General features: G+C 74.4%; 22 protein-coding genes and 1 pseudogene. 13 read left to right on the top strand and 10 right to left on the bottom strand.

Annotation, left to right across the window (positions count from 1 at the left end; all coding sequences use genetic code 11):
• The first annotated feature begins 31 nt into the window (after window positions 1-31).
• From Q7L73_RS21380 to Q7L73_RS21370, 3 genes are read left to right on the top strand one after another with little or no spacing between them, the layout of a single operon-like run.
• Entirely contained in the window at window positions 32-1,246 is a 1,215-nt protein-coding gene (locus Q7L73_RS21380; protein WP_304693956.1) for a Gfo/Idh/MocA family protein, read from the top strand.
• Window positions 1,243-2,202 carry a sugar phosphate isomerase/epimerase gene (locus Q7L73_RS21375; protein ID WP_304693958.1) on the top strand — a complete coding sequence of 320 codons (960 nt, stop codon included), beginning with the start codon at window positions 1,243-1,245 and terminating at the stop codon, window positions 2,200-2,202. The genes Q7L73_RS21380 and Q7L73_RS21375 overlap by 4 nt, the downstream gene beginning before the upstream one ends.
• 18 nt (window positions 2,203-2,220) lie before the next feature.
• Entirely contained in the window at window positions 2,221-2,541 is a 321-nt protein-coding gene (locus Q7L73_RS21370; RefSeq protein ID WP_304693960.1) for a multidrug efflux SMR transporter, read from the top strand.
• Here Q7L73_RS21370 and Q7L73_RS21365 read toward each other — a convergent pair.
• Window positions 2,525-3,787 (bottom strand): ROK family protein, encoded by a 1,263-nt coding sequence (locus Q7L73_RS21365; RefSeq protein WP_304693962.1) that lies wholly within the window; start codon window positions 3,785-3,787, stop codon window positions 2,525-2,527. The genes Q7L73_RS21370 and Q7L73_RS21365 overlap by 17 nt on opposite strands.
• A gap of 164 nt (window positions 3,788-3,951) precedes the next feature.
• On the opposite strand from Q7L73_RS21365, the gene Q7L73_RS21360 reads away from it, so the two are divergent.
• The 5 genes from Q7L73_RS21360 to Q7L73_RS21340 are packed head-to-tail and all read left to right on the top strand — an operon-like array spanning window position 3,952 to window position 9,293.
• Window positions 3,952-4,983, top strand: coding sequence for a sugar phosphate isomerase/epimerase (locus tag Q7L73_RS21360; protein WP_304693964.1), 1,032 nt, complete (start codon window positions 3,952-3,954; stop codon window positions 4,981-4,983).
• Entirely contained in the window at window positions 4,980-6,362 is a 1,383-nt protein-coding gene (locus Q7L73_RS21355) for an extracellular solute-binding protein (RefSeq protein WP_304693966.1), read from the top strand. The genes Q7L73_RS21360 and Q7L73_RS21355 overlap by 4 nt, the downstream gene beginning before the upstream one ends.
• Window positions 6,363-6,368: 6 nt before the next feature.
• The gene (locus Q7L73_RS21350) at window positions 6,369-7,316 is read left to right on the top strand and encodes a carbohydrate ABC transporter permease (protein WP_304693968.1); all 948 of its coding nucleotides are present in this window, start codon (window positions 6,369-6,371) and stop codon (window positions 7,314-7,316) included.
• Window positions 7,313-8,140 (top strand): carbohydrate ABC transporter permease, encoded by an 828-nt coding sequence (locus Q7L73_RS21345; RefSeq protein WP_304693970.1) that lies wholly within the window; start codon window positions 7,313-7,315, stop codon window positions 8,138-8,140. The genes Q7L73_RS21350 and Q7L73_RS21345 overlap by 4 nt, the downstream gene beginning before the upstream one ends.
• A gap of 7 nt (window positions 8,141-8,147) precedes the next feature.
• The gene (locus tag Q7L73_RS21340; protein WP_304693972.1) at window positions 8,148-9,293 is read left to right on the top strand and encodes an ABC transporter ATP-binding protein; all 1,146 of its coding nucleotides are present in this window, start codon (window positions 8,148-8,150) and stop codon (window positions 9,291-9,293) included.
• A 74-nt stretch (window positions 9,294-9,367) separates the two neighbouring features.
• On the opposite strand, the gene Q7L73_RS21335 is transcribed toward Q7L73_RS21340, so the two are convergent.
• From Q7L73_RS21335 to Q7L73_RS21320, 4 genes are all read right to left on the bottom strand, one after another.
• Window positions 9,368-12,376, bottom strand: a complete 3,009-nt coding sequence (locus Q7L73_RS21335) for a hypothetical protein (RefSeq protein ID WP_304693974.1) — start codon at window positions 12,374-12,376, stop codon at window positions 9,368-9,370.
• Window positions 12,377-12,416: 40 nt separating this feature from the next.
• Entirely contained in the window at window positions 12,417-13,904 is a 1,488-nt protein-coding gene (locus tag Q7L73_RS21330; protein ID WP_304693976.1) for a YdiU family protein, read from the bottom strand.
• Window positions 13,905-13,964: 60 nt separating this feature from the next.
• Entirely contained in the window at window positions 13,965-14,456 is a 492-nt protein-coding gene (locus Q7L73_RS21325) for a flavodoxin domain-containing protein (RefSeq protein WP_304693978.1), read from the bottom strand.
• Between the two features lie 121 nt (window positions 14,457-14,577).
• Entirely contained in the window at window positions 14,578-16,152 is a 1,575-nt protein-coding gene (locus Q7L73_RS21320) for a serine protease (RefSeq protein ID WP_304693980.1), read from the bottom strand.
• Between the two features lie 78 nt (window positions 16,153-16,230).
• On the opposite strand from Q7L73_RS21320, the gene Q7L73_RS21315 reads away from it, so the two are divergent.
• Together Q7L73_RS21315 and Q7L73_RS21310 are read left to right on the top strand one after the other, a co-directional pair.
• Window positions 16,231-17,271, top strand: coding sequence for an ABC transporter substrate-binding protein (locus tag Q7L73_RS21315; RefSeq protein ID WP_304693982.1), 1,041 nt, complete (start codon window positions 16,231-16,233; stop codon window positions 17,269-17,271).
• A 21-nt stretch (window positions 17,272-17,292) separates the two neighbouring features.
• Complete coding sequence (locus tag Q7L73_RS21310) at window positions 17,293-18,171, top strand: alpha/beta fold hydrolase (protein ID WP_304693984.1); 879 nt, start codon at window positions 17,293-17,295, stop codon at window positions 18,169-18,171.
• Between the two features lie 9 nt (window positions 18,172-18,180).
• Here the strand turns inward: Q7L73_RS21310 and Q7L73_RS21305 are convergent, their stop codons facing one another.
• Window positions 18,181-19,674: an aminotransferase class I/II-fold pyridoxal phosphate-dependent enzyme gene (locus Q7L73_RS21305; protein ID WP_304693986.1), complete on the bottom strand. Its 1,494-nt coding sequence runs from the start codon at window positions 19,672-19,674 to the stop codon at window positions 18,181-18,183.
• A gap of 72 nt (window positions 19,675-19,746) precedes the next feature.
• Between Q7L73_RS21305 and Q7L73_RS21300 the strand changes: the two genes are divergently transcribed.
• Window positions 19,747-20,670, top strand: a complete 924-nt coding sequence (locus Q7L73_RS21300; protein ID WP_304693988.1) for a LysR family transcriptional regulator — start codon at window positions 19,747-19,749, stop codon at window positions 20,668-20,670.
• An 11-nt stretch (window positions 20,671-20,681) separates the two neighbouring features.
• On the opposite strand, the gene Q7L73_RS21295 is transcribed toward Q7L73_RS21300, so the two are convergent.
• Together Q7L73_RS21295 and Q7L73_RS21290 are read right to left on the bottom strand one after the other, a co-directional pair.
• Window positions 20,682-21,518, bottom strand: coding sequence for a hypothetical protein (locus Q7L73_RS21295; RefSeq protein ID WP_304693990.1), 837 nt, complete (start codon window positions 21,516-21,518; stop codon window positions 20,682-20,684).
• Between the two features lie 98 nt (window positions 21,519-21,616).
• Entirely contained in the window at window positions 21,617-22,801 is a 1,185-nt protein-coding gene (locus tag Q7L73_RS21290) for a winged helix DNA-binding domain-containing protein (RefSeq protein ID WP_304693991.1), read from the bottom strand.
• Window positions 22,802-22,872: 71 nt separating this feature from the next.
• On the opposite strand from Q7L73_RS21290, the gene Q7L73_RS21285 reads away from it, so the two are divergent.
• Complete coding sequence (locus tag Q7L73_RS21285; protein ID WP_304693993.1) at window positions 22,873-24,213, top strand: NAD-dependent malic enzyme; 1,341 nt, start codon at window positions 22,873-22,875, stop codon at window positions 24,211-24,213.
• 10 nt (window positions 24,214-24,223) lie between these two features.
• On the opposite strand, the gene Q7L73_RS21280 is transcribed toward Q7L73_RS21285, so the two are convergent.
• A complete protein-coding gene (locus Q7L73_RS21280) occupies window positions 24,224-24,913 on the bottom strand; it encodes a hypothetical protein (RefSeq protein WP_304693995.1) in 690 nt (229 codons plus the stop codon).
• A 132-nt stretch (window positions 24,914-25,045) separates the two neighbouring features.
• Here Q7L73_RS21280 and Q7L73_RS21275 point away from each other — a divergent pair, with 132 nt between their 5' ends.
• Complete coding sequence (locus Q7L73_RS21275) at window positions 25,046-26,194, top strand: FAD-dependent oxidoreductase (protein ID WP_304693997.1); 1,149 nt, start codon at window positions 25,046-25,048, stop codon at window positions 26,192-26,194.
• On the opposite strand, the pseudogene Q7L73_RS21270 reads toward Q7L73_RS21275, so the two are convergent.
• Window positions 26,172-26,564 (bottom strand): annotated as a pseudogene (locus Q7L73_RS21270) (hypothetical protein); the annotation flags it as partial. The gene Q7L73_RS21275 and the pseudogene Q7L73_RS21270 sit on opposite strands and share 23 nt — an antisense overlap.

The raw sequence follows: 26,564 nt of genomic DNA, 5'->3' as shown, positions 1-26,564 counted from the left end.
CTCGGCGAGACGTCGAGCGCCTCCTTCAGAGATGACCACCACACGCATCACCTCGATCCGCGCCGCGATGATCGGCACGGGCTTCATGGCTGCCGTTCACGGCGAGGCGCTGCGGCGGCTCGGCGTGGACGTGCTCGGCGCCGCCGGCTCCTCGCCGGAGCGCGCCGCCGCGCACGCGCTCGCCGAGAACCTGCCGGTCGCATACGCCTCGGTCGCGGAGCTGCTCGCCGACGAGCGCGTCGACGTCGTGCACGTGACCTCGCCCAACCACCTCCACCACGAGCACGCGCTGGCGGCGCTGCGCGCCGGCAAGCACGTCGTCTGCGAGAAGCCGCTGGCGACGACCTCGGCGCAGTCGGCCGAGCTGTTGGCTGCGGCCCGCGCCAGTGGCCGCGTCCACGCCGTCAACTTCATGGCGCGCTTCTACGCGCAGTGCCAGGAGGCGCGCGCCCGCGTGCTCGGCGGCGGTCTCGGCGACGTGCACCTGGTCAGCGGCTCCTACCTGCAGGACTGGCTGCTGTACCCGACGGACTGGAACTGGCGCGTCGATCGCGAGCAGGGCGGCGCGCTGCGCGCGGTCGGCGACATCGGCTCGCACTGGCTCGACCTCGTCACCTTCGTCAGCGGGCGCCGCGTCAGCGAGACGATGGCCGACCTCCGCACCGTCCACCCGGTGCGGCTGCGGCCGGGCGGACGCGGCGGCACGTTCGCCGCCGCCGGCGGCGACGGCGAGCCGCGCGCTGTCGAGACCGAGGACGCAGCCGGCGTCCTGCTGCGCTTTGAGGGCGGCATGCGCGGGGTCGCGACGATCTCGCAGGTCTCGCCGGGCCGCAAGAACCAGCTCGCGTTCGAGCTCGACGGCGGCGCGGGATCGCTCGCCTGGAACTCCGAACGGCCCGAGGAGCTGTGGCAGGGCGCCCGCGACGAGCCCAATCGCCTGCTGCTGCGGGACCCGGCGCTGATGACCCCGGCCGGCGCCGCCGCGAGCGACTATCCCGGCGGCCACGCTCAAGGCTTCCCCGACGCGTTCAAGGCGCTCTACCGCGCGGTCTATCGCGCCGTCGCCGACGGCGGCCCGCCGGAGGAGCCCGACTATCCCACCTTCGCCGACGGCCATGAGCAGCTGCTCGTCGCCGAGGCGATCGCCGCCAGCGCCTCCAGCGGCCGCTGGACGGCGGTGCGGCGCGACGCGCCCGCGGAGGCGGCGCCGCGACCTTCGAACACGACCATCAAGGACCCAGCATGAAGATCGGCTTCTACACCGACTACTCGCCCGCGATCGCGGAGTTCGCCCAGGGGGTCGGCTTCGGCTCGCTCCAGCTGTCGGCCTGGCCGCAGTCGGCGCTCAACGCCGACACGATCTCCGACGACCGGATCGCCGAGATCAAGGGCGACCTCGCCGAGCGCGGGCTCGAGATCTCGGCGCTGGGCTACTACCCCAACCCGCTCGACCGCGACGCCGAGGTCGCCGCCGAGGCTCGACGCTACCTGCGCAAGGTGATCGAGCTGGCCGCGCGCATGGACGTCGCCACCGTCTGCACCTTCGCCGGCCAGACGCAGGGCCGCACGGTCGCCGAGTGCCTGCCGGAGTGGGTCGCGGCGTACGAGCCGATCGTCGCCCACGCGGAGGAGCGCGGCGTGCGGATCGGGATCGAGAACTGCCCGATGAGAGACCACCGCACCGGCCACGGCGAGAACATCGCGTACAGCCCCGAGATCTGGGACGCGATGTTCAGCGCGATCGACTCGCCGCTGCTGGGGATCCAGCTCGACCCCTCCCACCTCTGCTACATGGGCATCGACTACGTCGCCGCGACGCAGGACTACGGCGCCAAGGTCTTCCATGTGCACGCCAAGGACGTCGACATCGACGCGCGCAAGCGCGCGCGCCTGGGGATGTTCGGCCAGGCGCTGGGCGAGCACAGAGGCTTCGGCAACGGCTGGTGGCGCTTCCGCGCGCCCGGCTGGGGTGTGATCGACTGGCCCGCGTTCGTGACCGCGCTGCTGGAGGCGGGCTACGACGGCAACCTCGACATCGAGCACGAGGACGAGGTCTTCGCCGCGGCGGCGCTCGCCTCGATCGGCGGCGAGGCCGACATCGTCGAGATGTTCGGCAGAGAGCAGAACGGCCTCGTGCTGGGCTACAACTACCTCTCGGGGCTGGTGCCGCCGCTGGCGGACGCGGCGCTGCTGCCGAGCTGACCAGCAGCGCCGGCGCAGATGACGTGGGTCGTGCTCGTCCTCGCCGGCCTCTGCGAGGTCGTCTGGGCGATCGGGATGAAGCAGTCGCATGGCTTCACCCGCCTCCTCCCGTCGCTCGTCTTCCTCGCCGGCGCCGCCAGCAGCACCGTGCTGCTGGCGATCGCGATGCGCAGCCTCCCTGCCGGGACCGCCTACGCGGTATGGGCGGGGATCGGCGCGGTCGGCACGGCGGGCGTGGGGATCGCGGCGCTGTCGGAGCCGGCCCACGCGAGCCGCTTCGCGGCGCTGGGGCTGATCGTCGCCGGGATCCTCTGGCTGGCGGTCAGCGACGGCTCGTGACCGCGGCGACCGCATGGCGCGCGCTCGGGCGCGCCTGCGCGACCGTCCCCGCGGTCCCGAGGAACCCTCTGCCGGCGAGCACGGCGGCGCCCTCGGCTCCGGCGTGCGGCCCCGCGCCGGAGCCGACGACCTGCAGATGGCGCGTCGAGGTCGGCACGGCGCGCTGATAGACCAGCTCGCGGATCGCGCTGAGGAGGATGTCCTCGCCACCGCGCAGCGCGCTGCTGACGACGACGCTCGACGGGTTGAAGAACGAGACGACGCCCGCGAGGACGTAGCCGATGCGGTTGCCGGTCTCGCGCAGCAGTGAGCCGATCGCGGGGTCGCCCAGCTCCGAGGCGCGGCCGATCAGCTCCAGGCTCAGCCGCCCTTCGCTCGCCAGCAGCTCGGCCAGCAGCGGGCTGTCGCCGGCGTCGACGATCGCCTGCGCGTCGCGCACGATCGCCGGCTCGCCGGCGATCGCGTCGAGGCAGCCGCGGTTGCCGCAGGCGCAGCGGGTGTCGTCGTCGGGGTCGACGCAGATGTGGCCGATGTCGCCGGCGAAGCCGTCGCTGCCGCGGAAGACGGCCCCCTCGACGACGATCCCGCAGCCGAGGCCGCTGCTGAGCTTGAGCATCAGGAAGGAGCGGCCCAGACGCGCGTCGGCGCCCGGGGCGGCGGCCTCCGCGAGCGCGAGCACGTTGACGTCGTTGTCGATGAACGTGCGGGCGTCGAAGCGGTCGGCGAAGAACTCGGCGACCGGCAGGCCCGACCAGGCGGGCATCGTCTGCGGCGTCATCGGCCGCGTCGTCGCCGGGTCGATGTCGGCTGCGATCGAGACCCCGATCCCGACCAGCGGCCCGTGGCCCGGAGCCAGCGACCGCTCCAGCAGCTCGGCGGCGGCGTCGAGCGTGCCCTTGGGGTCGGTCGCGGCCGGCATCTCGAGCTGGTGGTCGGCGACCGGCCGGTTGGCCAGCGTCGTGAGCGCGACCGAGACGCGGTCGGCGTCGACGTCGACGCCGGCGAGGACCGCTACCTCGGGCCCGCCGACGCTGAGCAGGGCACCTGGGCGCCCGCCGGTCGAGGGGCCGAACGTCTCGGTCGTGAGCACGCCCGACTCCAGCAGGCTCGCGATCTCGGGGGAGAGCCGCGAGCGGCTGAGGCCGAGGGCGCGCGCGACGTCGGCGCGCGAGAGCGCGCCGGCGCCGGCGACCGCGCCGACGATCTTGCGGTGCTGGGGCGAGAGGACGAGTGCTTGAGACGCCATGCGATTCGCATCGTACATATGGCTGACTCCAATCACCATTGGCTATTTATGTGCCGACATCAGTCAAAAGAAGACAAAAGTTCGTTGGGCATGCGCAATTGAGAGGCGTACCGTTGCCGCCGTCAGGAGACACGGAGCTCCCGGCACAGCCCCAAGGAGGATGGATGCAGATCGGTTTGCTCACGGGACCGCTCGGCGATCGCGATCGCCGCACGGCGTTCCTCGACGCCAAGCGGCTCGGCTTCGACGCCGTCGAGCTGGGCACGGGCGAGTTCACGACGGATTACCACGCCGACCTGCCGCGGCTCGCGGCCGAGCCGAAGGCCGTCGAGGAGCTGCGCGCCGATCTCGACGCCGCCGGCGTCACGCTCGCTGCGCTCAGCTGCCACGGCAATCCGCTGCACCCCGACCCCGCCTACGCCGAGCGCGCCGATCGCGTCTTCCGGCAGACCGTCGACGTCGCCGCCGAGCTGGGCGTCGGCGCGGTCAACGCGTTCTCCGGCTGCCCCGGCGGGCCCGACGCCGGCAGCATGCCGAACTGGGTCTGCACGACCTGGCCGGATTACTTCGGCGACCTGCTCGACTGGCAGTGGCGCGAGCGCGTGATCCCCTATTGGAGCGAGGCGAACGACTACGCCGCGACCCGCGGCGTGAGAATCGCGCTGGAGATGCACCCCGGCAACGTGGTCTTCAACGTGGAGACGCTGCTGCGCCTGCGGGAGGCCTGCGGCGAGCAGATCGGCGCGAACTTCGATCCCAGCCACCTGTGGTGGCAGGGGATGGACCCGCTGGTCGCGGTGCGCGCGGTCGGCGAGGCGGGCGCGCTCTTCAACACCCACGCCAAGGACACCTACCTCGACCGGCCGGAGATCGCCCGCACCGGCGTGCTGGCGGCGGGGCTGCCGCCGTCGGCCCGCAAGCCGTGGCAGTTCACGACGCTGGGCCACGGGCACGACCTCGGCTTCTGGCGCGCGTTCGTCAACGAGCTGCGCACACTCGGCTTCGACGGTGCGCTGTGCGTCGAGCACGAGGACGAGCTGGCCCCCGTCGAGGAGGCGCTCGCGCGCTCGGTCGAGGTCCTGCGCGCGGTCGTCTGGCGTGACGCCGAGCGCGGCCTGCCGTGGATGGAGGACCACGACCCGCCGTATCCGAGTCTCAGCGCTCCGCGCGACGCGACCGGGGCGAGCGCGTCATGAGCGCGCTCGAGACGACCCGTCGCGGCCTCGCGACCGGCCTGGCGCTCGCGGCCGCCGCGACGACGCTCGCCGCCTGCGGCGGCACCCCGGGCGAGAGCAAGCCGCCCGCCGCCTCCACCACCGAGGCCGTGAGCACGACGATCACGAGAGACGACGTGGCGCTGACGATCCTCGACACCGGCGTCGACCCCGGCCCCGATGCGGAGTACAAGGCGCTGATCGAGCAGTTCGAGCGCCAGCACCCGAACGTGACGGTCAGACGCACCGTCCAGCCGTTCTCCAGCCTCCTCTCCAGCATCAAGCTGCGGCTCTCCTCCGACGAGGCGCCGGACGTCTCGGAGGGCAACCCCGGGCCGCAGGTCGACGGCGCGCTCGTGAGAGGCGGCCTGATCCGCCCGCTGACCGGCTGGGCCGCGCCGAGCGCCTACGGCTGGGACGCGATCTGGCCCGCCGCCACGCAGGCGACGAACATGTACGGCGACGACGGCGTCGTGTTCGGCTCGGGCACGCTGTGGGGCATCTCGCCGCGCGGCGAGCTGGTCGGCCTCTTCTACAACAAGGCCAAGCTCGCCGAGCTCGGCTTCGACCCGCCCAGAACGGTCGCCGAGCTCGACACGATCCTCGCCGCGGCCAAGAGAGCCGGCGAGACCCCGCTGATGATCGGCGAGCAGGATCGCTACCCCGGCGGCCACGCGCTGATGGCGCTCGCCAACGCCTACGCCGATCCGGCGAGCCTGCGCGACTGGGTCTTCGGCAGAGCGGGCGCGACGGTCGACGACGCCGGCATGGTCGCCGCCGCCGGCAAGCTGCGCGACTGGGCCGAGGCCGGCTACTTCCAGAACGGCTTCCTCGGCGTCAAGGACGCGGAGGCGCAGGCGCGCTTCGCCAGCGGCCAGGCGGTCTTCATGATCGGCGTCTCGATCCTCAACGGCGGGCTGGCGGACGGGCTCGACGACGACCTCGGCTTCGTCGCGATGCCGTCCGCGCGAGCGGGCGCCGAGGTCTACGCGACCGGGTCGCTGTCGCCGGGGATGCACGTCAGCTCGCGCAGCGAGCACCCGGACGTCGCCGCCGCGTGGCTGAACCTGCTCGCCAGCGAGGAGGGGGCCGAAACGATCCTCGCGCACGGTGACGTCCCGGCGTACCCGGTCAGAGACCCCAGAGTCGAGCCGGGCTCGTCGCTGGAGTCGATCGTGAAGACGTGGGGCGAGCAGTCCACCGGCGGCCGGCTCGTGCCCTACCTCGACTCGGCGACGACGACGATGTACGACACGCTGACCGGCGGGGTGCAGCAGCTGATGGCCGGCAGCATGTCGCCCGAGGCGTTCGCCGAGAGCATCCAGGACGACTGGACCAGAGCCCACGGCTCGGGGAAGTGAGCGGCGATGACGGCAACGGCCAGACCGACCGGCGCGCCGCCGCCCGCCTCCGCGACGGCGACGACGGCGCCGAAGCCGGCGGACGCCCCCGGCGAGCCCCGCCGCGTCGGCTACCTCTACGTCGCGCCGGCGCTGCTGCTCTACACCGTCTTCGTGCTGGCGCCGCTGGCGCACAACGGCTGGTTGTCGCTGTTCGACTGGGACGGCGTCACGGCCGGAACGTTCGTCGGGCTCGACAACTACCGTGAGATCTTCGCCTCCGAGCAGCTGCGGTCGGCGTTCCTGCACGCGCTCGAGCTGCTCGCGTTCTACTCGCTGCTGCCGGTCGTGCTGGGGATGGTGCTGGCCGCGCTCGTGGCGCGGCTGACCGGCCGCGCGGCGACCGCCTACCGCGCGATCATCTTCATGCCGCAGGTGATCGCGACGGTCGCGATCGCCGTCGGGTGGCAGTGGATCTACGCGCCGGAGGGCCCGCTCAACGGGCTGCTCGGGATCGTCGGGCTCGGCGCCCTGCAGCAGCCGTGGCTGGGCAGCATGACGTTCGCCCTGCCGGCCGTCGGCGTGATCGGCACGTGGATCACGACCGGCCTCTGCATGGTGCTGTTCCTCGCCGGCATGCAGCGGATCCCGCAGACGCTCTACGACGCCGCGCGGGTCGACGGCTGCGGGCCGGTGAAGGAGTTCTTCACCGTGACGCTGCCGGGCCTGCGCGGCGAGCTGTCGGTCGTGCTCGTGATCACGATCATCCTCGGGCTGCGGACGTTCGACCTCGTCTACGTGACGACGTCGGGCGGCCCGGGGGACAGCACGCTCGTGCCGTCGCTGGCGATCTTCCAGGACGCGTTCCGGCAGAACCAGGTCGGCCTCGCGTGCGCGACCGCGGTCGTGCTGACCGTCCTGATCCTGCTCGTGACCGTGATCGTGCGCCGTCTCGTCGAGGAGCGCGAGCGATGAGCACCTCGCGCGCGGAGCGCCTCACGACCCATGCCGTGCTGATCGTCTTCTCGGCGCTCGTGATCGTGCCGATGCTGGTGATCGTCGTCACGGCGCTGCACCCGCCCGGGGCGCTCACGAGCGGCTTCAGCCTGCCCAGCTCCTTCAGCCTGGAGACGTTCCGCCAGGCGTGGGTGACCGGTCACTTCTCGACGTACATGCGCTCGAGCGTGATCGTCACGGTCGCGGTCGTCGCGATCGCGACGCTGCTCTCGACGCTCGCCGGCTACGCGCTGGCGACGATGCGGTTCCGCGGCGCGGAGCTGCTCTCCTACGTCTTCCTGATCGGCCTGATGGTGCCGTTCGAGGCGATGGTGATCCCGCTCTACTACGACCTGCGCGAGCAGGGGCTGACCGAGACCTACTGGGCGCTGATCCTGCCTCAGGCCGGGCTGTCGCTGTCGTTCGGGACCTTCTGGATGCGCGCCTTCTTCAGAGCGGTGCCGCGGCAGCTGATCGAAGCGGCGCGCGTCGACGGCGCGTCGAGCTGGACGGTCCTGTGGCGGATCCTCGTGCCGCTCGGATGGCCCGCGCTCAGCACGCTGATGGTGCTGCTGTTCATGTTCTCCTGGAACGAGTTCCTGCTCGCGCTCGTGATGGTCGACGCCTCCGAGGCGCATCGCACCGCGCCGCTGGGGCTGGCCAACTTCCAGAGCCGCTTCGGGGCCGACGTGCCCGGCGCGGCGGCGGCGTCGCTGATGGTGGCGCTGCCCGTCTTCGTCCTCTATCTGTTCCTGCACCGGCGCTTCATCAGAGGCATGCTCGGCGGGGCCATCAAGGGTTAGTGATCACATGGCAGAGATCGTGCTCGACCGCGTGGCGAAGGTCTTCGACGAGGGCGCGCGCGTGCTCGACGACGTCAGCCTGTCGGTCGCCGACGGCGAGCTGCTGGTGCTCGTCGGCCCGTCGGGCTGCGGCAAGTCGACGCTGCTGCGGGTGATCGCGGGCCTGGAGGGCGCCTCCGGCGGGCGCGTCACGATCGGCGGACGCGACATGACGCGCGAGCCCCCGGCGCGCCGCGACGTCGCGATGGTCTTCCAGGACTACGCGCTGTACCCGCACATGACGGTGCGCAGGAACATGGCGTTCGCGATCCGCAGACAGCGCGCGGAGGAGGTCGAGCGGCGGGTCGCCGCCGTCGCCGGCATGCTGGAGATCTCCGACCTGCTCGACCGCCGGCCGCGCGCGCTCTCAGGCGGTCAGCGGCAGCGGGTCGCGATGGGGCGGGCGATCGTGCGCGAGCCGCAGGCGTTCCTGATGGACGAGCCGCTCTCCAACCTCGACGCGAAGCTGCGCGTGACGATGCGCGCGGAGCTGATCAAGCTGCACCGGGCGGTCTCGACGACGACGGTCTACGTGACCCACGACCAGGTCGAGGCGATGACGCTCGGCGACCGGGTGGCGCTGATGCGCGACGGCCGCATCGAGCAGTGCGGCAGCCCGCGCGACCTGTTCGAGCGCCCCGCGAACGCGTTCGTCGCGGCGTTCATCGGCCTGCCGCCGATGAACCTGGTCGAGGCGCCCGTCGAGGGCGAGCGGGCGCGGCTCGGCGCCGCCGCGATCGCGGTCCCCCCGCAGGTGCGGGCGCGGTTGGCGGAGCCGCGCGTCGTCGTCGGCCTGCGCCCGTCGGCGTTCCGCCACGCGGCGCCCGCGGACGACGCGGCGCTCGCGGCCGACGTCGACCTCGTGGAGGACATGGGCACCGACGTGCACGTCTTCTTCGCCGTTCCGGGCCTGCGGCCGGCGCTGCCGGGTCTCGTGCGGGCGGTCGACGAGCTGAGCGGCCCCGGCGCGGATGCCGCGGTCGAGCCGTCGGTCGAGTGCGTCGCCCGCCTCGGCGCCGGCCGGCCGCCGCGGGCCGGTGACCGCCTCACGCTCGCGATCGACCCCGGCGACGTGCACTTCTTCGACCCCTCCACCGGCGCCGCGCTGCGGTAGCGGACGGGCAGCCGAACGCCCGCGCGAGGTGGTCGCGCGGCAGGCGGGTGGGCGCGTGGGGCCGAGCTGACATGTCATCCCTTCGCGCGCACCGGCCGGCTCGCGCGGCCGGCCGCATCGCGGGCGCGGACCGTCACGCGCACGACCGTTCTGCGCGCGACCGTCGGGACGGTCACTACGCGGGCTCTGCCACGCGGCAGCAGCAGCATCCGGCGGCCGTCGGAGATCCGCACCGCGACCTCGTAGCGCAGCCGCGCCGGGCCGCGCCAGGTGACGCGCCGTGTCGAGCCGCGCTTCAGCACGCGCACGCGACGCGGCGCCGGCGGCCGCGCGCTGCCGCTGCGGAAGGTCGCGACGCGCAGCCGCTCTCCGGTCGGCACTCCCGCACGCGAGAGCATGACGGCGGTGACGGTGTGACGGCCGCCGGCCGGCAGCGGGGTGAAGCGCACACTTCCGCTCGCGCGGCCGCGCGCCGGCAGCACCTGGGCGGCCCCGCGCGCCCGCTCGACGAGCTGGACTCTGCGCCCCGCGAGGCCGCGGAAGCGGAAGCTCAGCAGGCGTCGCGCGCGACCGCTCACGCGTGCGCGGACGGCGACCCGGGGCAGCGCGCGGGCCGTCGAGAGGCCGGCGACGCCGACGCTCCCGGGCAGCGTCTCGACGCGCCAGCGGCCGGCCGCCGGGCGGTCGACGATCAGGTAGGTGGCGCGCGTGTCGGGGTCGCGGACGAACAGCGTGCGCGCGTCGGAGACCTCGCCGTCGGGCGCGGCGGAGGGGTCGATCCGGCGGTTGCCCGGCGCGACGATCGCGACCGTCGGCGCTCCGCCCGCGCCGCGGATCTGCAGCGCCAGCCGCTTCTGCCCGCGCGCGACGGTGACCGCGTGCCCGCCGGCCGCCGCCGCCGCCCGCGCCCCGCGCTGCGCCCGCCACTCGCCCAGGCTGCACGAGCCGGCGGCGAAGGTGAGCCCGTCGACGCCCTTGCCCCAGCGGTAGCCGAAGCCGACGTCGGGACCGGGGCCGGTGCGGCAGGCGCCGGCGCCGACGCTGGAGAGGATCGCCTCGCCGCTCGCGTCGGGCCCCGGCAGCGACAGCTGCGCCCGCCCCTCCACGTTGAAGGCGCGCACGCCGTCGAACCAGCCGTCGAGGCCGCCCTTCAGGCCGTAGCCGCCGACGGTCAGACCGAAGCTGCCCTTCGCCGTCACGCCGCCGTCGCCGGCGACGGTCACGCGTCCGTCGGCCGCCTTCGCCTCGGCCAGCTCGAGCGCACCGGCGATCGTCAGCGCCGCCGGGTCGCCGCCGCGGCCGGCGAGGTAGGAGAGCGAGCCGTCCAGCCGCGCCGCCGAGACGAGGCCGCCGTCGAGGCGGAACTGCGGCCCGAAGGTGACCGCCGCCTCGCCGCCGAGCCCGAACGGGTTGACCTGCACGCTGAAGCCGATCCGCTGCAGGAAGAAGCCGTAGACGAGCGCGCGGTTGAGGTTCTCGGCGGCGGCGCCGAGCTTGAAGTAGCCGTCGCCCAAGCCGAAGCCGAGCTGGCCGGCGATCCCGATCCCGCTCATGCGGAAGGGGAAGACGGTCGCGCGGCCGTCGAAGCGGTAGCTGCCGCCGGGCTGCGAGACGGCGAGCTTCGCCGACTGGATCTCGACGAAGCCGGCGCGCATCCCGGGGAAGGCGATCGAGGCGCCGTCGAGCACGAGGCCGCGCGCGTTGTCGGCGGCCGCGGTCAGCTCGCCCGAGTAGCCGGACAGCAGGCTGACCGCACCGTCGTCCTTCGGGATCGTCAGCGAGACGGTGAGCGCGGTGCGGCCGCCGGCGAGCCGCAGCTTCGCCGAGCCCTTCACCGGCATCCCGAAGAGCGCCTGGCCGCCGGTCGTGAAGCGGGCGCCGGGGTCGCGCCTGCCGGATCTGCCGGAGATCTCGAAGACCGCCTCCGGCCGGCGCCAGTTCAGCTCCGAGCGCGTCAGCGACAGCGAGCCGACGCGCAGCTCGACCGGCCCGTCGGCGGTGACCGCGTGCGAGCGGCGGTCGATCGCGACCGTGACGCCCTTGCGCGCGGGCGTCAGGTCGAGGCCGTTGAGCCGGACGCGGCTGGTCGACTCGGCGCGCGTGCCGCGCGTTCGGAAGCAGGCGGAGATCGCGCTGACCGGGCCGGCGCTGACGGTCGCCGAGCAGCCGGCAGCTCTCGACCGCGCCGGCGGCCCGCCGTAGCCGTTGCCGCGCGCGGGCTTCGGATCGGGTGCGTCGGGCGCGCCCTCGGGGCCGGGCGGCAGCGGCCGCGGGGCGTCGGGGTCGCCGCCGTCCCCGCCGCCGACCGGCGGGCCGGCGGGATCCTTCTCCGTCAGCGTCGCGCTCCAGGCCGCGCTGCCGGAGAGCGGCCGGTTGTCGCAGCCTCTGTCGAAGCTGACGCTGTAGCTGCCGCCCGCCGACGTGGCGCCGACGCTGCCGTCGAACGCGATCCGCTGCCCGGGCGACAGGTCCTCGAAGGCGAAGCTGCCGTCGGCGGCGATCCGCGTGCCGTCGCCGAGGTCGCCGCCGGAGCCGCAGTAGCCGGTCAGCGAGCCGAGGCCGGGGACGGAGACGATTCCGCTCCAGTCGGTCAGCAGCACCCCTCCGCCGCGGACCTTGAAGCTGAAGCTGTACCCCGGCAGCTGTCTGCCGGCATAGGTCCCGTCCTGGATCGGCCGCAGCGGCCCCTGCTTGACCGCGATCCCCGTGAACGCGCGCTGGTCGCAGCTGACCTTTCTGCCGGCGGCGTCGGTGCTGCTGATGCTGAGCGGCGAGTCGACGACGCCGCTGGTGGCGCCGAGGCGCGAGCGGCGCGGCGTGCGGCTCCATCTCGTGAAGCTGCCGTCCGGCTCGATCGCGAACGGGCTCTTGTAGAACGGCTCGGTGCCGCGTCTGCCGCAGAAGACGACGACGTTGCCGATCGTCCGCCGGCTGCCCTGCGCGCGCACGACGAAGGAGATCTTGACCGCCCCCTTCTGGCCCATCCAGAGGCCGGGCTTCGGCTGCGCCGCGGTCGCGGCCGGCGGGGCGGCCGCGGCGGCGAGGGCGAGGAGGGCGAGGGGGAGGGTCACGGCGACGCGCATGCGCCGCGTCGTACCCGCTCGGCGCCGAGCGGATGCGCGCCTACGTGCCGCAGAAGGTCTGGAAGGAGTCGCTGAAGCCGGGCGGCGCCGGCGCGGCGTAGCGCTCGAGTCCGGGCTGTGCGTCGAACGGCCGCGTGACGGCGCCGAGCAGCCGCTCGAACGGCTCCAGCTCGCCGGCGGTCGCCGCGTCCAGCGCCTCCTCGACGAGGTGGTTGCGCGGGATGCAGACGGGGTTGACGCGGTCCATCGCGGCGGCGGCCGCGTGCGGATCGCGGCCCGACCAGCCGAGCTGCGCCTGCCAGCGGACGAGCCAGGCGTCGAGCGGGGCGGCGTCGGGGAACTGCGCTCGCGCGGGCTCCGCGTCGCCGCGCGCCGCTGCGGACAGCGCGCGGAAGAACGCGCTGAAGTCGACCCGCTGCTGCTCCATCAGGACGATCAGGTCCTCGCCGAGCGCCTCGTCGTCGAGCGCGCCCTCCGCGGGCAGGCCGACCTTCGCGCGCAGGCCGCGCTCGAAGTGCGCGTGGTAGCGGGCCCCGAAGCCGCTCAGAACCGCGGTGGCGGCCTCGCGCGCCGGCTCCGGCTCGTCGGCGAGCAGGCGCAGCAGCGTCTCGGCCAGCCGCGTCAGGTTCCACAGCGCGATCTGCGGCTGGTTGCCGTAGGCGTACCGACCGCCGTGGTCGATCGAGCTGAAGACGGTCGCGCGATCGAGCCCGTCGAGGAAGGCGCAGGGGCCGTAGTCGATCGTCTCGCCGGAGATCGTCATGTTGTCGGTGTTCATCACGCCGTGGACGAAGCCGACGAGCATCCACCGCGCGATCAGCGCCGCCTGCACCTCGACGACGGCCTCGAGCAGCGCGCGGTACGGGTTCTCCGCCGCGGCCGCGTGCGGGTGGTGGCGGGCGATCGCGTAGTCGGCGAGGCGGCGCAGCAGCGCCTCGTCACCGGTCGCCGCCGCGTACTGGAAGGTGCCGACGCGCAGGTGGCTGGCCGCGACGCGCGCGAGCACGGCGCCGGGCAGCGGCGTCTCGCGCACGACGGTGTCGCCGGTCGCGACGACGGCGAGCGCGCGCGTGGTCGGGATCCCGAGCGCGTGCATCGCCTCGCTGACGAGGTACTCGCGCAGCATCGGCCCCACGGCCGCCCTGCCGTCGCCGCCGCGGGCGAACGGCGTCCGGCCCGATCCCTTCAGGTGCAGGTCGCGCCGTCTGCCGTCGGCGTCGACCAGCTCGCCGATCAGCAGCGCGCGGCCGTCGCCGAGTCGCGGCGAGTAGCCGCCGAACTGGTGGCCGGCGTAGGCCTGCGCGACCGGCGTCGTCTCGGCGGGGACCGCGGTGCCGGTCAGCAGGCCGATGCCGGCGTCCGTCGCGAGCGCGACCGGGTCGGCGCCCAGCTCGCGCGCGAGCGAGGCGTTCAGCGCCAGCAGCCGGGGCGCGGAGGCCGGGGCGGCCTGCCACGGGAGATAGAGCCCTTCGAGCTCGCGCACGAAGGAGTCGTCGAAGCTGAACAGCGGGCGCGCCGAGACGGACATGCGACCGAGCCTAGCGGCGCGGCGGCTTCCGCCCCTGCGGCGGGCCGCACGCCCTCGCGCTCACGGCTGCATCAACGCGACGCGGGCCTCGCGCGCCCATGCCTTGATCGCCGACCAGTCGCGGTTGTCGGACGGCGGCAGCTGGTTCATCGGATGGGGCAGCCGGTGCGGGACGATCACGCCGCCGAAGACCGCGATCGAGCGCACGCGCAGGCCGGGCAGCTCGGCGAGCGAGGCGTCGAGCTGTCTGCGCGAGCGGGCCCACTCGTCCGGGTCGTTCTTGATCGGCCCGAGCGCGAAGATCGCCAGCGGCAGCTGCGTCAGCGTCTCGTGATGCCGTTTGAGGAACAGCATCGCCTCCTGCTGCAGCGCCGCGCGGTAGATCGAGCCGCCGAGCACGACGCCTCTGAAGCCCGATAGGTCCTTCGCCTCCAGCACCGGCCGCATCGCAGCGGGCTCGCCGCCGGCGTCGAGGACGCGCTTGACGGTCTCGGCGACCTCGCGGGTCGACCCGTTTCTGCTGGCGTAGGCGACAAGGATCGAATGCGACATCCCGGGCAGGATCGGCCGCTTTCGCCACATACCGTAGACGCGCCTACTTTTTCTGGCCGCTCGTTGGACGCCGAGCCGCGCGGCGCCGCCCGAGAGCGGCGCGCGCCCAGCCGGTCGTCGCTCAGCGCAGCGTCAGCTTCAGGCTCGCCGTCGTCGTGGTCGCGCCGGCGACCGCGACGCGCGCGGTGGCGGTGGCGGCGATGCGGCCGTCAGCGCGCAGCAGCGCGCGGCCCTTCGGCGTCAGGCGCAGCGCGACGACCTTCGTGCCGGCCTTCGCGAACCGCGCGGACGCGGTCGCGACCGTCAGCGGGCGGCGGCCACGGCTCTTGACCGTGATCGTCACGCTCCCGGCGCCGGCCAGCCTGACCGACAGGCGCCGCGTCGCGCCCTTGCGGCGGGCGCTCGCGAGCGTCGCCTTCGGCGCCTGCTTGACGACGATCGTCGGCGGCGTCTGCGGCGCCGGCTGGACCGGGGCCGGCGGCGCCGGCAGCGGGTCGGGGATCGGCGCGGGCGCGGGCGGCTCGACCGGGCCCGGGTCGGGCGGGGCGATGCCGGAGGTGACGGGGATCGCGGTCGTGCCGCCGGGCACGTCGCTGGCGACGACCAGCCACGCGGCGGCGTCGGCGTCGGCCGACGGGGTCGCGCGCAGCTCGACCGTGCAGGAGGCGCCGATCGCCAGCCCGCCGCCGCTGCAGTCCTGCGCCCCGAGCGCGAACTGGCCGGCGCTCGCGCCGCCCAGTCTCACGCCGGAGATCGCCAACGGCGCCGAGCCCGACGCCGTCAGCGTGACGAAGGCGGGCGCGGACACCGAGCCGGCAGCGGGTCGCGGCAGCGCGACCGGCGATCTGTCCGCCGTCAGCGCGCGCGACCAGCCGATCGTCGCGTCGATCCAGGAGCGGAAGGCGAACGTCTCGGCGTAGACGCCGGGCGCGTCGGGGTCGGCGCAGGCGGCGCCGAAGCTGGTGTCGCCGATCAGCACCGGCCGGCCGGCGACGTCGCTGACCGTCAGCGGTCCGCCGCTGTCGCCCTGGCAGGTGTCGACGCCGGCGCCCGCGGCGCAGACCATCAGCGACCCGTCGAAGTCGGGCGCCCACGCCTGACCGCAGGCCGCGTCGGAGACGAGCGGGATGTCGACCTCGCTCAGCCGGTCGGGCCAGATCGCCTGCTCCGGTCTCGGCGAGGTCGACTGGTTGCCCCAGCCGGCCGCGTGCGCCGGCGTGCCGGGTGTCCAGAACGGCTCCAGGCCCGGCCCGGCGATCGCCATCGTCGGCTGCGTCAGCGGGCTCGACAGCTTCAGCAGCGCGACGTCGTTCAGCTCCGGACCGGGCGTGTAGGACGGGTGCTGGTGGATCTCGGCGACCGGCACGCGCGTGCCGCCGCTGCTGAGCGTGTGCGTACCGGCGAGCACGTCGATGTCCGCCGCCTCGTTGTCAGCGGTGCAGTGCGAGGCCGTCAGCACCCACTGGGGCGCGATCAGCGTGCCGCCGCAGAACTGGCCGGCATAGGCGGACGGGTTGTCGTGGCTCACCAGCGCGACCAGCGCCGGCCACGTGCCGGCGGCGGCGTCGTGGCCGCCGATGATCGACGGTGCGGAAGGGCCGCCGCTGGCCGCACCGGCGGCGGCGGGCGCGAGCGCGAGGCTCAGCAGCGCGGCGCCGGCGCCGCGCGCGAGGGGCTTCAGAGAACGGTTGGTCATCTGCACGCAGTGAACGGTCGGAGGGGCGAGATCTTGAGAGTGACGTCTAAGCCCGACATGCGTTGTTAGGGTGCCCTTATGTTCGTTTCCGTCTCGCGCGCGCTCGCGCTGATCCTGCTCATCCTCACGACCGGCCTGCTCGCCGCGTGTGGCGATTCCGAGAAGGAGGCCGCCGTCACCACCGCCACGGGCACGACCGCCGGCGCCTTCCCCGCCACCGTCAGACACAAGTTCGGCACCACGACCGTCCCCGCCGCGCCGCAGCGGATCGTCAGCGTCGGGCTGACCGAGCACGACACGCTGCTCGCGCTCGGCGCCAGACCGATCGCGATCACCGAGTGGTACGGCGACCAGCCGGACGGCGTCTGGCCGTGGGCGCGCGCGGCGATGGGCGACGCGAGACCCGAGATCCTGCACAACGCCGACGGCTTCGAGTTCGAGCGGATCGCCGCGCTCAAGCCCGACCTGATCGTCGGCACCAACTCCGGCATGAGACAGGCCGACTACGACAAGCTGTCCGCGCTCGCGCCGACGATCGCCGCCGGCGCGGGCAGCACCGACTACTTCTCGCCGTGGGACGAGCAGGTCGAGCTGATCGCGCAGGCGCTCGGCGAGCCGGCCGGCGGCAGCAGACTGGTCGCCGACGTCAGACGGCAGTTCGCCGACGCCGCCGCCGCGCACCCGGAGCTGAAGGGCAAGACGATCAGCTTCAGCCAGAACGGCTTCTACGACGGCCTCATCTACTCCTATCCCGACGGCCTCAACACCGAGTTCCTCACCTACCTCGGCCTGCGGATCGAGCCGAGAGTGACGGCGCTCGCCGGCAGACGCGGCGAGCAGGTCCCGATCTCCGCCGAGCGGCTCGACGTGCTCGACTCCGACATCGCCCTGTTCGCGACCGAGAGAGCGAGAGACGTCGCCGCGCTGCTGAAGGTGCCGACCTTCAGAGCGCTGAGAGCGGTGCAGGGCGACCACGCCGTCTACAGCGACGGGACGCTCGCCGGCGCGATGTACTTCATGACCCCGCTCAGCCTCCAGTACGTCGTCGAGCGGCTGCCGCAGGAGCTGGCCCGCGCGGCCGCCGGCAGAGCGCCGCAGGAGCTGGTCGGCGGCGCGTGACGCCGCGCTAGGGTGGCGCGCATGAGCGATACGGAAGCGCTGAACAGCACGCTGATCGAGACCGCGCTCGGGCCGGTCGAGCACGCGGTCCTCGGTGACGGGCCGCCGGTGCTCGTCGTGCACGGCAGCCCCGGCGGCATCGACGCGGCCGAGATCATGGCCCGCTTCCTCGTCGCCGCCGGCCGCAAGGCGATCCTGCTCTCGCGCCCCGGCTACCTCGGCAGCGAGCTGGGCGATCGCACGACGATCGACCAGCAGGCCGACCTGCTCGCCGCGCTGCTCGACGCGCTCGCGATCGAGCGCGCCGGCGTGCTCGCCTGGTCGGGCGGCGGGCCGTCGAGCTACCGGCTCGCGGTCCGGCACCCGCAGCGCGTCAGCGGCCTCGTCGTCTGCGCCGGCGTCAGCCACGCGATCGAGGAGCCGCAGGAGCCGCTCTCGGACAAGCTGATGTTCTCGACGCGCCCCGGCGCGTGGCTGCTGCGCCTGCTCCAGCAGCACGCGCCCGAGCGGCTGATCTCGGCGACGCTCGGCTCCGAGGGCGATCTCACCAAGGAGGAGCTGAGCGCGCGCACCGCGGAGGTCTTCGCCGACCCCGTCAAGCGGGCGTTCGTCGTCGACCTCGGCGGGACCGTGATCCACCGCGACCGCCAGGCCGGGCTCGACAACGACTGGGCCCAGTTCGGGGCGATCGCGGACCTGGAGCTGGAGCGGGTGAGCGTGCCGACGCTGCTCGTGCAGGGCTCGGCCGACAGCGACGTCGTGCCCGAGCACAGCGCCTTCGCCGCGGCGAAGGTCCCCGGCGCGGAGCTGCTGACGCTCGACCGCGGCACCCACCTCGCCTTCTGGACCCACCCGGAGTCCGACGCGGCGCAGGCGCGGGCGCTCGCGGTGCTGGGCTGAGCCGCCGCGCTACTCGGCCACGACCGTCAGCGTGCTCAGCTGCGGGTCGGCGGCGCCGTGCAGGCGCGCGCCGGCGGCGCGCATCGCCAGCAGCGCGTCGACGTCGACGGCGGCGATCCGCTCGCCCGGCAGCAGCAGCGGGATCCCCGGCGGGTAGGCGCTGATCGCCTCGGCGCAGATCCGCCCGACCGCCGCCGTGCGCGGGACGACCTCGGTCGCGCCGAGGAAGGCGGCGCGCGGCGAGATCGCGACCGCCGGCAGCGCGGGCGCGCCGACGACGGGGTAGAGGCGGTCGGTGACCGACGCCGTCTCCGCTATCGCCGCCGCGAGCGCGTCGGCGACGTCGTCGGCGCCGTCGGGCGTCAGCCCGAGCGGGACGACGAACAGCAGGCAGGTCGGCGTCACCAGCTCCGGATGGACGTCGTGGCCGTCGCGCAGCGCCTCCGCCAGCGCCTCGGCGGCGGCGCCGGTGCCGCGGATGTCGACTGCGACGCGCAGCGGGTCGGCCGCGTCGCGGACCGCGCAGCCGGGCAGCGCCGCGAGCCGCTCGCGCAGCCGCGCCGCGACCGCGATCGCGTCGCCGAGCACGCGCCCGCCGCGCAGCGCGAGCTGGCGCCGGGAGGCGTCGAGCGAGGCCAGCAGCAGCGAGCTGGGGGAGGTCGAGCGCAGCATCCGCACGCTCCGCTCCAGCCGCGCCTGGATCGCCTCGCGGCCGGGCGCGACGTGCAGCATCGCGCTCTGGGTCAACGAGCCGGCGTGCTTGTGGGTCGAGGTCAGCAGCACGTCGGCGCCGAGCCGCAGCGGGCACTGCGGCAGCGCCGGGTGGAAGCCGAAGTGCGGGCCCCAGGCGCCGTCGACGACGAGCACCGCGCCGGCCTCGTGGGCGACCTGCGCGCAGGCGGCGACGTCGGCGACCTCGCCGTAGTAGGTCGGCGAGACGAGCACGACGACGGCGATGCGGCGGTCCTCCGCGAGCGCGGCGCGCAGCGTCGCGGGCGTGACCGGGCCGGCGATCCCGAGCCGCGCGTCGTACTCCGGCAGCGCGTAGGCCGGCTCGGCACCGCTCAGCACGAGCCCGTCGACGACGCTGCCGTGGCAGTTGCGCTGCACCAGCACGCGCGCGCCGTCGCCGGCGAGCGCGAGGCAGATCGCGTGGTTGCCCTGCGTCGCGCCGTTGGTGAGGAACCAGGTGCGGCCGGCGCCGTGGGCGGCCGCCGCCAGCTCCTCGGCCTGGTCGTACGGCGTCGGTGAGGGGCCGGCGTCGACGCCGGAGAGGTCGCGCGGCAGGTCGACGCGGAAGGGGGCGTCGCCGAGCAGCGCCAGCAGCGCCGGGTCGGCGCCGCTGCCGCCGCCGTGGCCGGGGACGTGCATGCGACCCGGTTTGCGCTGGCCGTGCGCGGCGAGCGCCTCCAGGTAGGGGGCGCGGTGCTGGGCCGGCGACGCTGAGGCGGAGGTCGAGGCCTCGCGCGCAGGGGCGGCCGTGAGATGCGCGGCGACATGCATGAGGCGGCACGATAAAGATCGGCGACACCAGTGACGGTCGGTGAATTTGACGCCCGGTTATAGGATGTGCCGATGTCTCGTCCGCTTGACGCGCGCGACCTGCGGCTGATCGACGCGATCGCCTCTGGCGGCTCGCTCGCCGCCGCCGCGCGCATGCTCCATGTCAGTCAGCCCACCGCCTCCGAGCATCTCGCCGCGCTGGAGCTGCGAATGGGCGCCCGGCTCGTCGACCGCGGCCCGCGCGGCGCGCAGCTCACCGAGCTCGGCCTGCTCGTCCGCGAGCACGCCCGCGACGTGCTCGCGCGGCTGGAGCGGGCAGAGGCCGACGTCGCCCGCCACGTCGAATACGGCGTCTCGACGCTGCGGCTCGGCACCTTCCCGAGCGCCGGCGCCGACCTCGTCGCGCGCGCCGTCGCCGAGCTGACCGCCTCCGGCCTGCACGTCGTGCTGAACGAGGCCGAGGTGCCGCAGCAGCTGGAGGCGCTCGCCGCCCGCACCGTCCACGCCGCCGTCATCTTCCGCAACCCGGCCGACCCGTGGCCGGTCCTCGACGGGGTGATCCAGGAGCGGCTCGTCGACGACGACCACCTCGTGCTGCTGCCGGCCGGCCACCGCGCCGCCGCCAACCCGCGCGTCGCGCTCTCCGACCTGCGCGGCGAGCGCTGGATCGCCGCCCCCGAGGACGACGACCCCTCCTACGTGACGCTGCTCGACGCCTGTCGCAACGAGGGCTTCCAGCCGGTCTTCGCCAGCCGCATCGACAGCTTCCAGATGACGCAGGGCCTCGTCGCCGCGGGCCTCGGCATCTCGCTGCTGCCGAGGCTGGCGCTCAATCCGCTGCGCGACGACGTCGTCGTGCGCCCGCTGGCCGGCGCGCGCGTCGTGCGCGAGATCGGCGTCGCAATGCTGAGCACGGTCGCCCCGCACCTGCGCGCGCGGGTGCTGCACGCGCTGCGCGGCGCGGTGCCGGCGGTCGCGCTGCCGCTGGCGGCCTGAGCGGGCGCCGCTCAGAACGCGTTCGCGGGGACTCTCGGGCCCCAAGCACCCTGCGGGCAGACCGCGACGATCCGGCGGCCGTCGTAATAGCCGAGGCCGAGGAAGTTGCGATCGCGGTCGACGGCGCCGGCCGGCACGTAGAAGACGAGGTCGTCCTCGTGGAAGTTGAAACGGATCGTTCTGAGCTGCCCATCGCGGTCGAGGTAGGACACCTTCGCCGCCGGCCGCCGCGGGCGCAGCGACAGCTCGCCCGGGTCGAGCCAGCTATAGCCCCAGTGGGTCGCGAAGGTCGCGCCGGGGCGATCGGGGACATCTTCGCCGACACCGTCGAGGTTGGCCGAGATCGCCCAGTACTCCCGCTCCGCATAGCGCACGCGCGCCGGTGGTGCGGGCTCGCCGCCGCTCGGCGGGGACCAGCGGCTCGGATCGAGCACGCGCCACAGCAGCACGAATCGTTCGCGCCTGATGTCCAGTTTCGCTCTGCCGGTGTTGCGGACGGAGACCTTGAGCTTGTACTGGTACTGGCCGCGGACGGCGATCGGCGCGCACCACATCACGACGCGCATGCGGAAGGCCGTTCTCGCCGGGTTCCCTTCGATGGTGCCGCAGCCGGCGTCGGCGGTCGTGGGAGCGGGCGTCGTCACAGTCGGTCTCGCCGGCGGCGTCGTGCGTGAGCAGTCGACGGTCGATCCCTGGAGCACGTTGCCGCTGCCGATGCAGCCGTCGCCGCTTGTGACCTGGCCCCCGGTCGCGGTGAAGGAGGGACCTCCGCCGCCGGAGAGCAGCGCGAATCCGCCGCCGATCAGCGCCACGACGATCGCGACAGCGCCGGCGATGAGCACGTTCATTCGCTCCTGTCCGCCGCTGGAAGCTCTTCTGCTCGCCACGAGTCGATCATCGCCGTTCGGGTGCGTCGGGCGCGCCGGTATGCGGCGCGTCGCGCGGCTCAGCCGGCGTTCGCGAGCTGTCTCGACAGCGGCGAGGGGAAGCGGCCGAGCACGCGCACGCCGCCGAACCAGTCGCTCAGGCGCTCGGCCTCGGCGGCGAGCGCGGCGCGGCCGGCGGCGCCCGGGTCCTCCAGGTACTGCAGCTCGACCGAGCCGTCGTCGCGCTGGCGCCAGCCGCCGACGATGCGGCCGTCCCACCAGGCGGTCGCGCCGCCGTTGCCGGCCGTGTCGAACAGCTGCGGTCTGTAGTCGCCGAGGTAGAAGGCGCGCTCCTGCCAGCCCATCGTCGTCGGGTCCAGCGGCGGCAGCAGCGCGGCCCACGGCGCGGGCGGCTCGATCGGGTCGAGGTCGTCGGGCAGCAGCCAGCCGCGGCCGCCGCCCTCCAGCTCCACGGCGACCGCCTCCAGGTCGCTCAAGGCGGTGCGGACCGCTCTCAGCGTCGAGCCGAGCCACCACTTCACGTCTCTCTCGGTCCCGGGGCCGAAGGCGTGCAGCCAGCGCCGCACCAGCGCGGCCGTCCCGTCCGCGAGCGACAGCCGCTCGATCGGCTCGCCGAGCCACTGCTGCATCGCCGCCCAGCGCGGCCGCGAGACCGACCAGCCGCCGGCGTTGGTCGCGCGCACGATCTCGCCGCCCGCGGAGAGGACCGTCAGCACGCGCGGGCCGACCGGCACCGTCGCGCCCCACGACCTGCCCTCGCCGTACGCTATCCCGCCCTCCAGCAGCGGCAGGTCTCTGCGCAGCTCGGCCATCATCGCGGTGCGGCCGCCGGCGAGCTCGGCGCGGACCGCGTCGCAGGCCCGCTCGAGCCAGGCGGCGCCGTCGGCGTGCAGGCCGGCTCTCTCGACGTCGCCGATCAGCCGCTTGCGCTCGGTCGCGGCGACGCGCTCGGAGGCGGCCGCCTGCGCGGCCGGCAGCGTCGCGCGCGGGAAGACGAACAGCGTCCGCCGCATCGACAGGTGCTTGACGAGGCTGCGCCGCTGGTAGAGCGCGTCGTCGAGATCCTCGGTGCGGAAGCCGTCGACGCGCGCCCACGCCGACAGCGCGATCGTCGCCGGGTCGGTCGCGTGCAGGCAGACGACGGCGTCGGCGGCGGTCAGCGCGTCGGGCGCCTTCGCGCCGGGCGCGAGCCGCTGGCGCAGCGCCAGCCGCGCGCGGCGCTCGGAGTCGGTGACGAGGCGCACGGCCGCGGTTGTATCAGCGACGCGCGCGGGGCGCACGGCGGGCCTCGTCACATCGTCGTACGATCCCCGCCATGGCCCTCGACTGCACGTACCGACTCCGCATCCCGCACCGCGTCGGCCAGTTGGCGACGGTGACCTCGCGCATCGCCGAGCACGGCGGCGTGATCGGCGACATCTCGACGATCTCGGTCGCGCGCCACGAGGCGCTGCGCGAGATCACGATCGAGGTACGCGACAAGGCGCACGCGGACGAGCTGGCGGCGGGCCTCGACGCGCTGCCGGACGTGCACGTCAGCTGGTACCACGACCGCGCCTTCCTCGCGCACGAGAACGGCAAGCTCGAGGTCCGCGGGCTGCGCCAGATCGAGTCCAACCAGGACGTCCGCGACGTCTACACGCCCGGCGTCGCGCGTGTCTCGACCGCGATCCACGAGCACCCGGAGCTGGCGAGAAAGTTCACGATGATCGGGCGCAGCGTCGCGATCGTCACCAACGGCACGCGCGTGCTCGGCCTCGGCGACATCGGACCCGTGGCGGCGATGCCGGTGATGGAGGGCAAGGCGCTCTTCTACAGCCAGCTCGTCGGCATCAGCGCGGTGCCGATCCTGGTCGACACGAAGGACGTCGACGAGTTCGTCGAGACGGTCGTCCGCATCGCGCCCGGCTTCGGCGGCATCCACCTGGAGGACATCGCGGCGCCGGGCTGCTTCGAGATCGAGCGGCGGCTGATCGAGGCACTGCCGCAGCCGGTTATGCACGACGACGTCCACGGCACCGCCGTGATCGCCTTCGCCGCCGCGATCGCCGCCTGCCGCCGCGTCGGCAAGCGGCTGGACCAGGCGGTCGTCGGCCAGATCGGCCTCGGCGCCGCCGGCTACGGCATCGCGACGCTGATCCACGACGCCGGCGTCCACCGCGTGCTCGCCGCCGACCCCAACCCGGCCGCGCAGGCGCAGGCGGCCGCGAGAGGGATCGAGATCCACGAGCTGCAGACCGTCATGCGCGAGGCCGACGTCGTGATCGCCACCAGCGGCCGGCCCGACCTGATCACGCCCGAGCTGGTGCGTCCCGGCCAGGTCGTGCTGGCGCTGACCAACCCGGTGCCGGAGATATCGCCCGAGGCCGCGCTGGCGGCCGGCGCCGCCTTCGCCGCCGACGGCACCTCCGTCAACAACGTGCTCGGCTACCCGGGCATCTTCCACGGCGCGCTGCTGGCAGGCGCGAGCGCGATCAACCTGGAGATGAAGCGCGCCGCGGCGTGGGCGCTGGCCGGCCTGACGGTCGAGTCGGAGCTGGTCCCCGACGTGCTCGACCCGGCCGTCCACGACGCCGTCGCGCAGGCCGTCAAGCAGGCGGCGATCGACTCCGGCGTCGCGCACGAGTCGGTGCTGGAGCCGGAGGAGCGCTTCTAGCGCCGGCGCGTCAGGCGCTCGCCACCCGCCGCCGCAGCTCGCGGAACTGCTTCGTCTGCATGATCCAGTGGGCGGGGTCCCAGAAGACCGCGTTGCCGAGCGCGTGCAGGTGGCGCGGCTTGCCGCCGCCGCGCCCGCGCACCAGCAGCCGCGTGCCCTCCGGCACCGGCTGCAGGTGGAAGCTCCAGATCGAGTCGCCGACGAAGCGCAGGTCGCCCTCCGGCGCGGTCGTCGGGCGGCCCTTCGCGTCCAGCCGCGCCCGCAGCACGAGCGTTGTGGCCTGCTCCAGCAGCGCCACCTCGAACCAGGAGGAGCCGTCCGGGCGGGAGAGGATCCGGTCGCCCTCGCGCAGGTCCTGCCAGCTCGGCTCGATCGCCGTCGCGCTCGCATGGCCGGCGTTGTCGAGCCTGTCCCAGCTGTAGAAGCCGCCGCGGTCGGCGCCCATCTGGATCAGCCACGGCCAGACCCGCTCGGGCGGCGCCGGCAGCGTCGTCGCGAAGGTCGTCTGGCCGACCGGGTCGGGGATCAGCTCGTCGCCGGGCAGCCTCGCCAGCACCTCGTCGGCCGTCGCGCCCCACCTGCGCATGCGACGGCGGGCGAGCAGCAGCAGCGTGGCGAGCGCCGCGACGCCGGCGACGAGCGCGGAGGTGCGCGTGCGGCGGCAGGAGGGCGGCGGGGTGTCGGCATGGCGGTAAGGCATGGGAGGGATCCTCCCGCGCGTGCGCGGTCGGCCGCATCCGCCGCGACCGCGCGCCGCGGTCCGTAGTTCCCCGCTGACGGCCTCGCAGCCCGCACCGATGGAGTCGCGGCGGCGCGGGCGTACCGTCGAGCCATGTTGCAGCTGACGAGCACCCAACCGCGCCGGGTCGTGATCGCAGGCGGCGGCGTCGCGGCGGTCGAGACGCTGCTGGCGCTGCGCGCGGCACCCGGCGGCCATCTCCTCGAGATCGCCGTGATCGCGCCCGGATCCGAGCTGGTCTACCGGCCGCTCGCCGTCGCCGAGCCGTTCGGCCGGCCGCTGACGCGCCGCTACGACCTGCGTGCGATCTGCGCCGACCTCGGCGCGACGCTCGTGCCCGAGGCGCTGACCGGTGTCGCCGCCGACCGCCGCGCGCTCGGCGGCGACGGCGCGAGCCTGCCCTACGACGCGCTCGTGCTGGCGACCGGCGCGCGCAGCGAGGTCGCGCTGCCGCACGCCGCCACCTTCGGCGACGCCGAATCCGACGGCGTCCAGTGGATCGTGCGCGAGCTGGAGGAGGGGCTGCTGCGGACGATCGCCTTCGTCGTCCCGCCCGGCGCCGGCTGGCCGCTGCCGCTCTACGAGCTGGCGCTGCAGATGTCGCGGCGCGCGTGGGCGGTCGGCGCCAGCGACGTGCGGCTGACGCTGGTGACGCCGGAGGAGGGGCCGCTGGCGGTCTTCCGCGGCACCGGCAGCCGCGCCGTCGGGAGGCTGCTCGCGGGCGCCGGGATCGAGCTGATCAGCGGCAGCTACGGCCGCGACTACGACGGCGAGGAGGTCGTGCTGACGCCTGGGGACCGGCGGCTGCAGGCCGACCGCGTCGTCGCGCTGCCGCGGCTGCGCGGGCCGGCGCTGGCCGGCGTCCCCTGCGACGCCGACGGCTTCATCCGCATCGACGAGCACAGCCGCGTGCCGGGGCTGCCGGGCGTCTGGGCGGTCGGCGACGCGACCACCTCGCCGATCAAGCAGGGCGGCCTCGCGACCCAGCAGGCCGACGCGGTCGCGGCCGCGATCGCGCGCGGGCCGGGCAGCTTCCGCCCGGTCGACGCGGCGCCGCCGACGCTGCGCGCGATGCTGATGACCGGCGCCGACCCGCTCTACCTGACGGCGACGCTCGCCTCCGGCGGCGCCTCCAGCGCCTCGCGCGACTGCCCCTGGTGGCCGCCGCACAAGATCGCCGCCCGCCACCTCGCCCCGTACCTGGCCGATCGCAGCCCGCTCATGCCAGCGCACCAGCACTGAGGCTGCCGAGCGCCAGGCCCAGCGCCTGCGCGCTCGTCAGCCACGTGAACGCCTCGACCTGCCGGTGGGGCGGCGCCGCGTCGTCGAGCAGCTCCAGCAGGGCGACGGACAGGAGGCCGTAGCCGGCGCCGGCCGGGAGCACCAGTGCGGCGACCGGAATCGAACCAGTGTGCACGGCGTTGCGCGCGGCGGCGAGCAGCGCGTCCGCGCGTGGCGCGGCGCCAGCGGCGGCGACGAGCGCGAGGGCGCTGCCGGCGACGAGCAGTGCGAGGCCGGCGAGCAGGCGGCGGCGCGGGCGGGCGGCGGCGCGGCGCGCGCGCCCGCTCCCCCAGGCCGCGGCCATGCTGGCGGCGGCGAAGGCGCCGCGCGG

Origin of the sequence: Conexibacter sp. CPCC 205762 (genome assembly GCF_030646155.1) — a bacterium.
Lineage (GTDB): Bacteria > Actinomycetota > Thermoleophilia > Solirubrobacterales > Solirubrobacteraceae > Conexibacter.
This window is presented reverse-complemented; position numbering and strand designations above follow the sequence as displayed.

What these genes read in the sequence shown, in the direction of transcription:
- Q7L73_RS21340 (WP_304693972.1), top strand. Translation starts at nt 8,148, where the DNA reads ATGGCAGAGATCGTGCTCGACCGCGTGGCGAAGGTCTTCGACGAGGGC.
- Q7L73_RS21315 (WP_304693982.1), top strand. Translation starts at nt 16,231, where the DNA reads ATGTTCGTTTCCGTCTCGCGCGCGCTCGCGCTGATCCTGCTCATCCTC.
- Q7L73_RS21345 (WP_304693970.1), top strand. Translation starts at nt 7,313, where the DNA reads ATGAGCACCTCGCGCGCGGAGCGCCTCACGACCCATGCCGTGCTGATC.
- Q7L73_RS21280 (WP_304693995.1), bottom strand. Translation starts at nt 24,913, where the DNA reads ATGCCTTACCGCCATGCCGACACCCCGCCGCCCTCCTGCCGCCGCACG.
- Q7L73_RS21370 (WP_304693960.1), top strand. Translation starts at nt 2,221, where the DNA reads ATGACGTGGGTCGTGCTCGTCCTCGCCGGCCTCTGCGAGGTCGTCTGG.
- Q7L73_RS21320 (WP_304693980.1), bottom strand. Translation starts at nt 16,152, where the DNA reads ATGACCAACCGTTCTCTGAAGCCCCTCGCGCGCGGCGCCGGCGCCGCG.
- Q7L73_RS21295 (WP_304693990.1), bottom strand. Translation starts at nt 21,518, where the DNA reads ATGAACGTGCTCATCGCCGGCGCTGTCGCGATCGTCGTGGCGCTGATC.
- Q7L73_RS21365 (WP_304693962.1), bottom strand. Translation starts at nt 3,787, where the DNA reads ATGGCGTCTCAAGCACTCGTCCTCTCGCCCCAGCACCGCAAGATCGTC.
- Q7L73_RS21325 (WP_304693978.1), bottom strand. Translation starts at nt 14,456, where the DNA reads ATGTCGCATTCGATCCTTGTCGCCTACGCCAGCAGAAACGGGTCGACC.
- Q7L73_RS21350 (WP_304693968.1), top strand. Translation starts at nt 6,369, where the DNA reads ATGACGGCAACGGCCAGACCGACCGGCGCGCCGCCGCCCGCCTCCGCG.
- Q7L73_RS21360 (WP_304693964.1), top strand. Translation starts at nt 3,952, where the DNA reads ATGCAGATCGGTTTGCTCACGGGACCGCTCGGCGATCGCGATCGCCGC.
- Q7L73_RS21335 (WP_304693974.1), bottom strand. Translation starts at nt 12,376, where the DNA reads ATGCGCGTCGCCGTGACCCTCCCCCTCGCCCTCCTCGCCCTCGCCGCC.
- Q7L73_RS21355 (WP_304693966.1), top strand. Translation starts at nt 4,980, where the DNA reads ATGAGCGCGCTCGAGACGACCCGTCGCGGCCTCGCGACCGGCCTGGCG.
- Q7L73_RS21310 (WP_304693984.1), top strand. Translation starts at nt 17,293, where the DNA reads ATGAGCGATACGGAAGCGCTGAACAGCACGCTGATCGAGACCGCGCTC.
- Q7L73_RS21380 (WP_304693956.1), top strand. Translation starts at nt 32, where the DNA reads ATGACCACCACACGCATCACCTCGATCCGCGCCGCGATGATCGGCACG.
- Q7L73_RS21305 (WP_304693986.1), bottom strand. Translation starts at nt 19,674, where the DNA reads ATGCATGTCGCCGCGCATCTCACGGCCGCCCCTGCGCGCGAGGCCTCG.
- Q7L73_RS21275 (WP_304693997.1), top strand. Translation starts at nt 25,046, where the DNA reads ATGTTGCAGCTGACGAGCACCCAACCGCGCCGGGTCGTGATCGCAGGC.
- Q7L73_RS21300 (WP_304693988.1), top strand. Translation starts at nt 19,747, where the DNA reads ATGTCTCGTCCGCTTGACGCGCGCGACCTGCGGCTGATCGACGCGATC.
- Q7L73_RS21330 (WP_304693976.1), bottom strand. Translation starts at nt 13,904, where the DNA reads ATGTCCGTCTCGGCGCGCCCGCTGTTCAGCTTCGACGACTCCTTCGTG.
- Q7L73_RS21285 (WP_304693993.1), top strand. Translation starts at nt 22,873, where the DNA reads ATGGCCCTCGACTGCACGTACCGACTCCGCATCCCGCACCGCGTCGGC.
- Q7L73_RS21375 (WP_304693958.1), top strand. Translation starts at nt 1,243, where the DNA reads ATGAAGATCGGCTTCTACACCGACTACTCGCCCGCGATCGCGGAGTTC.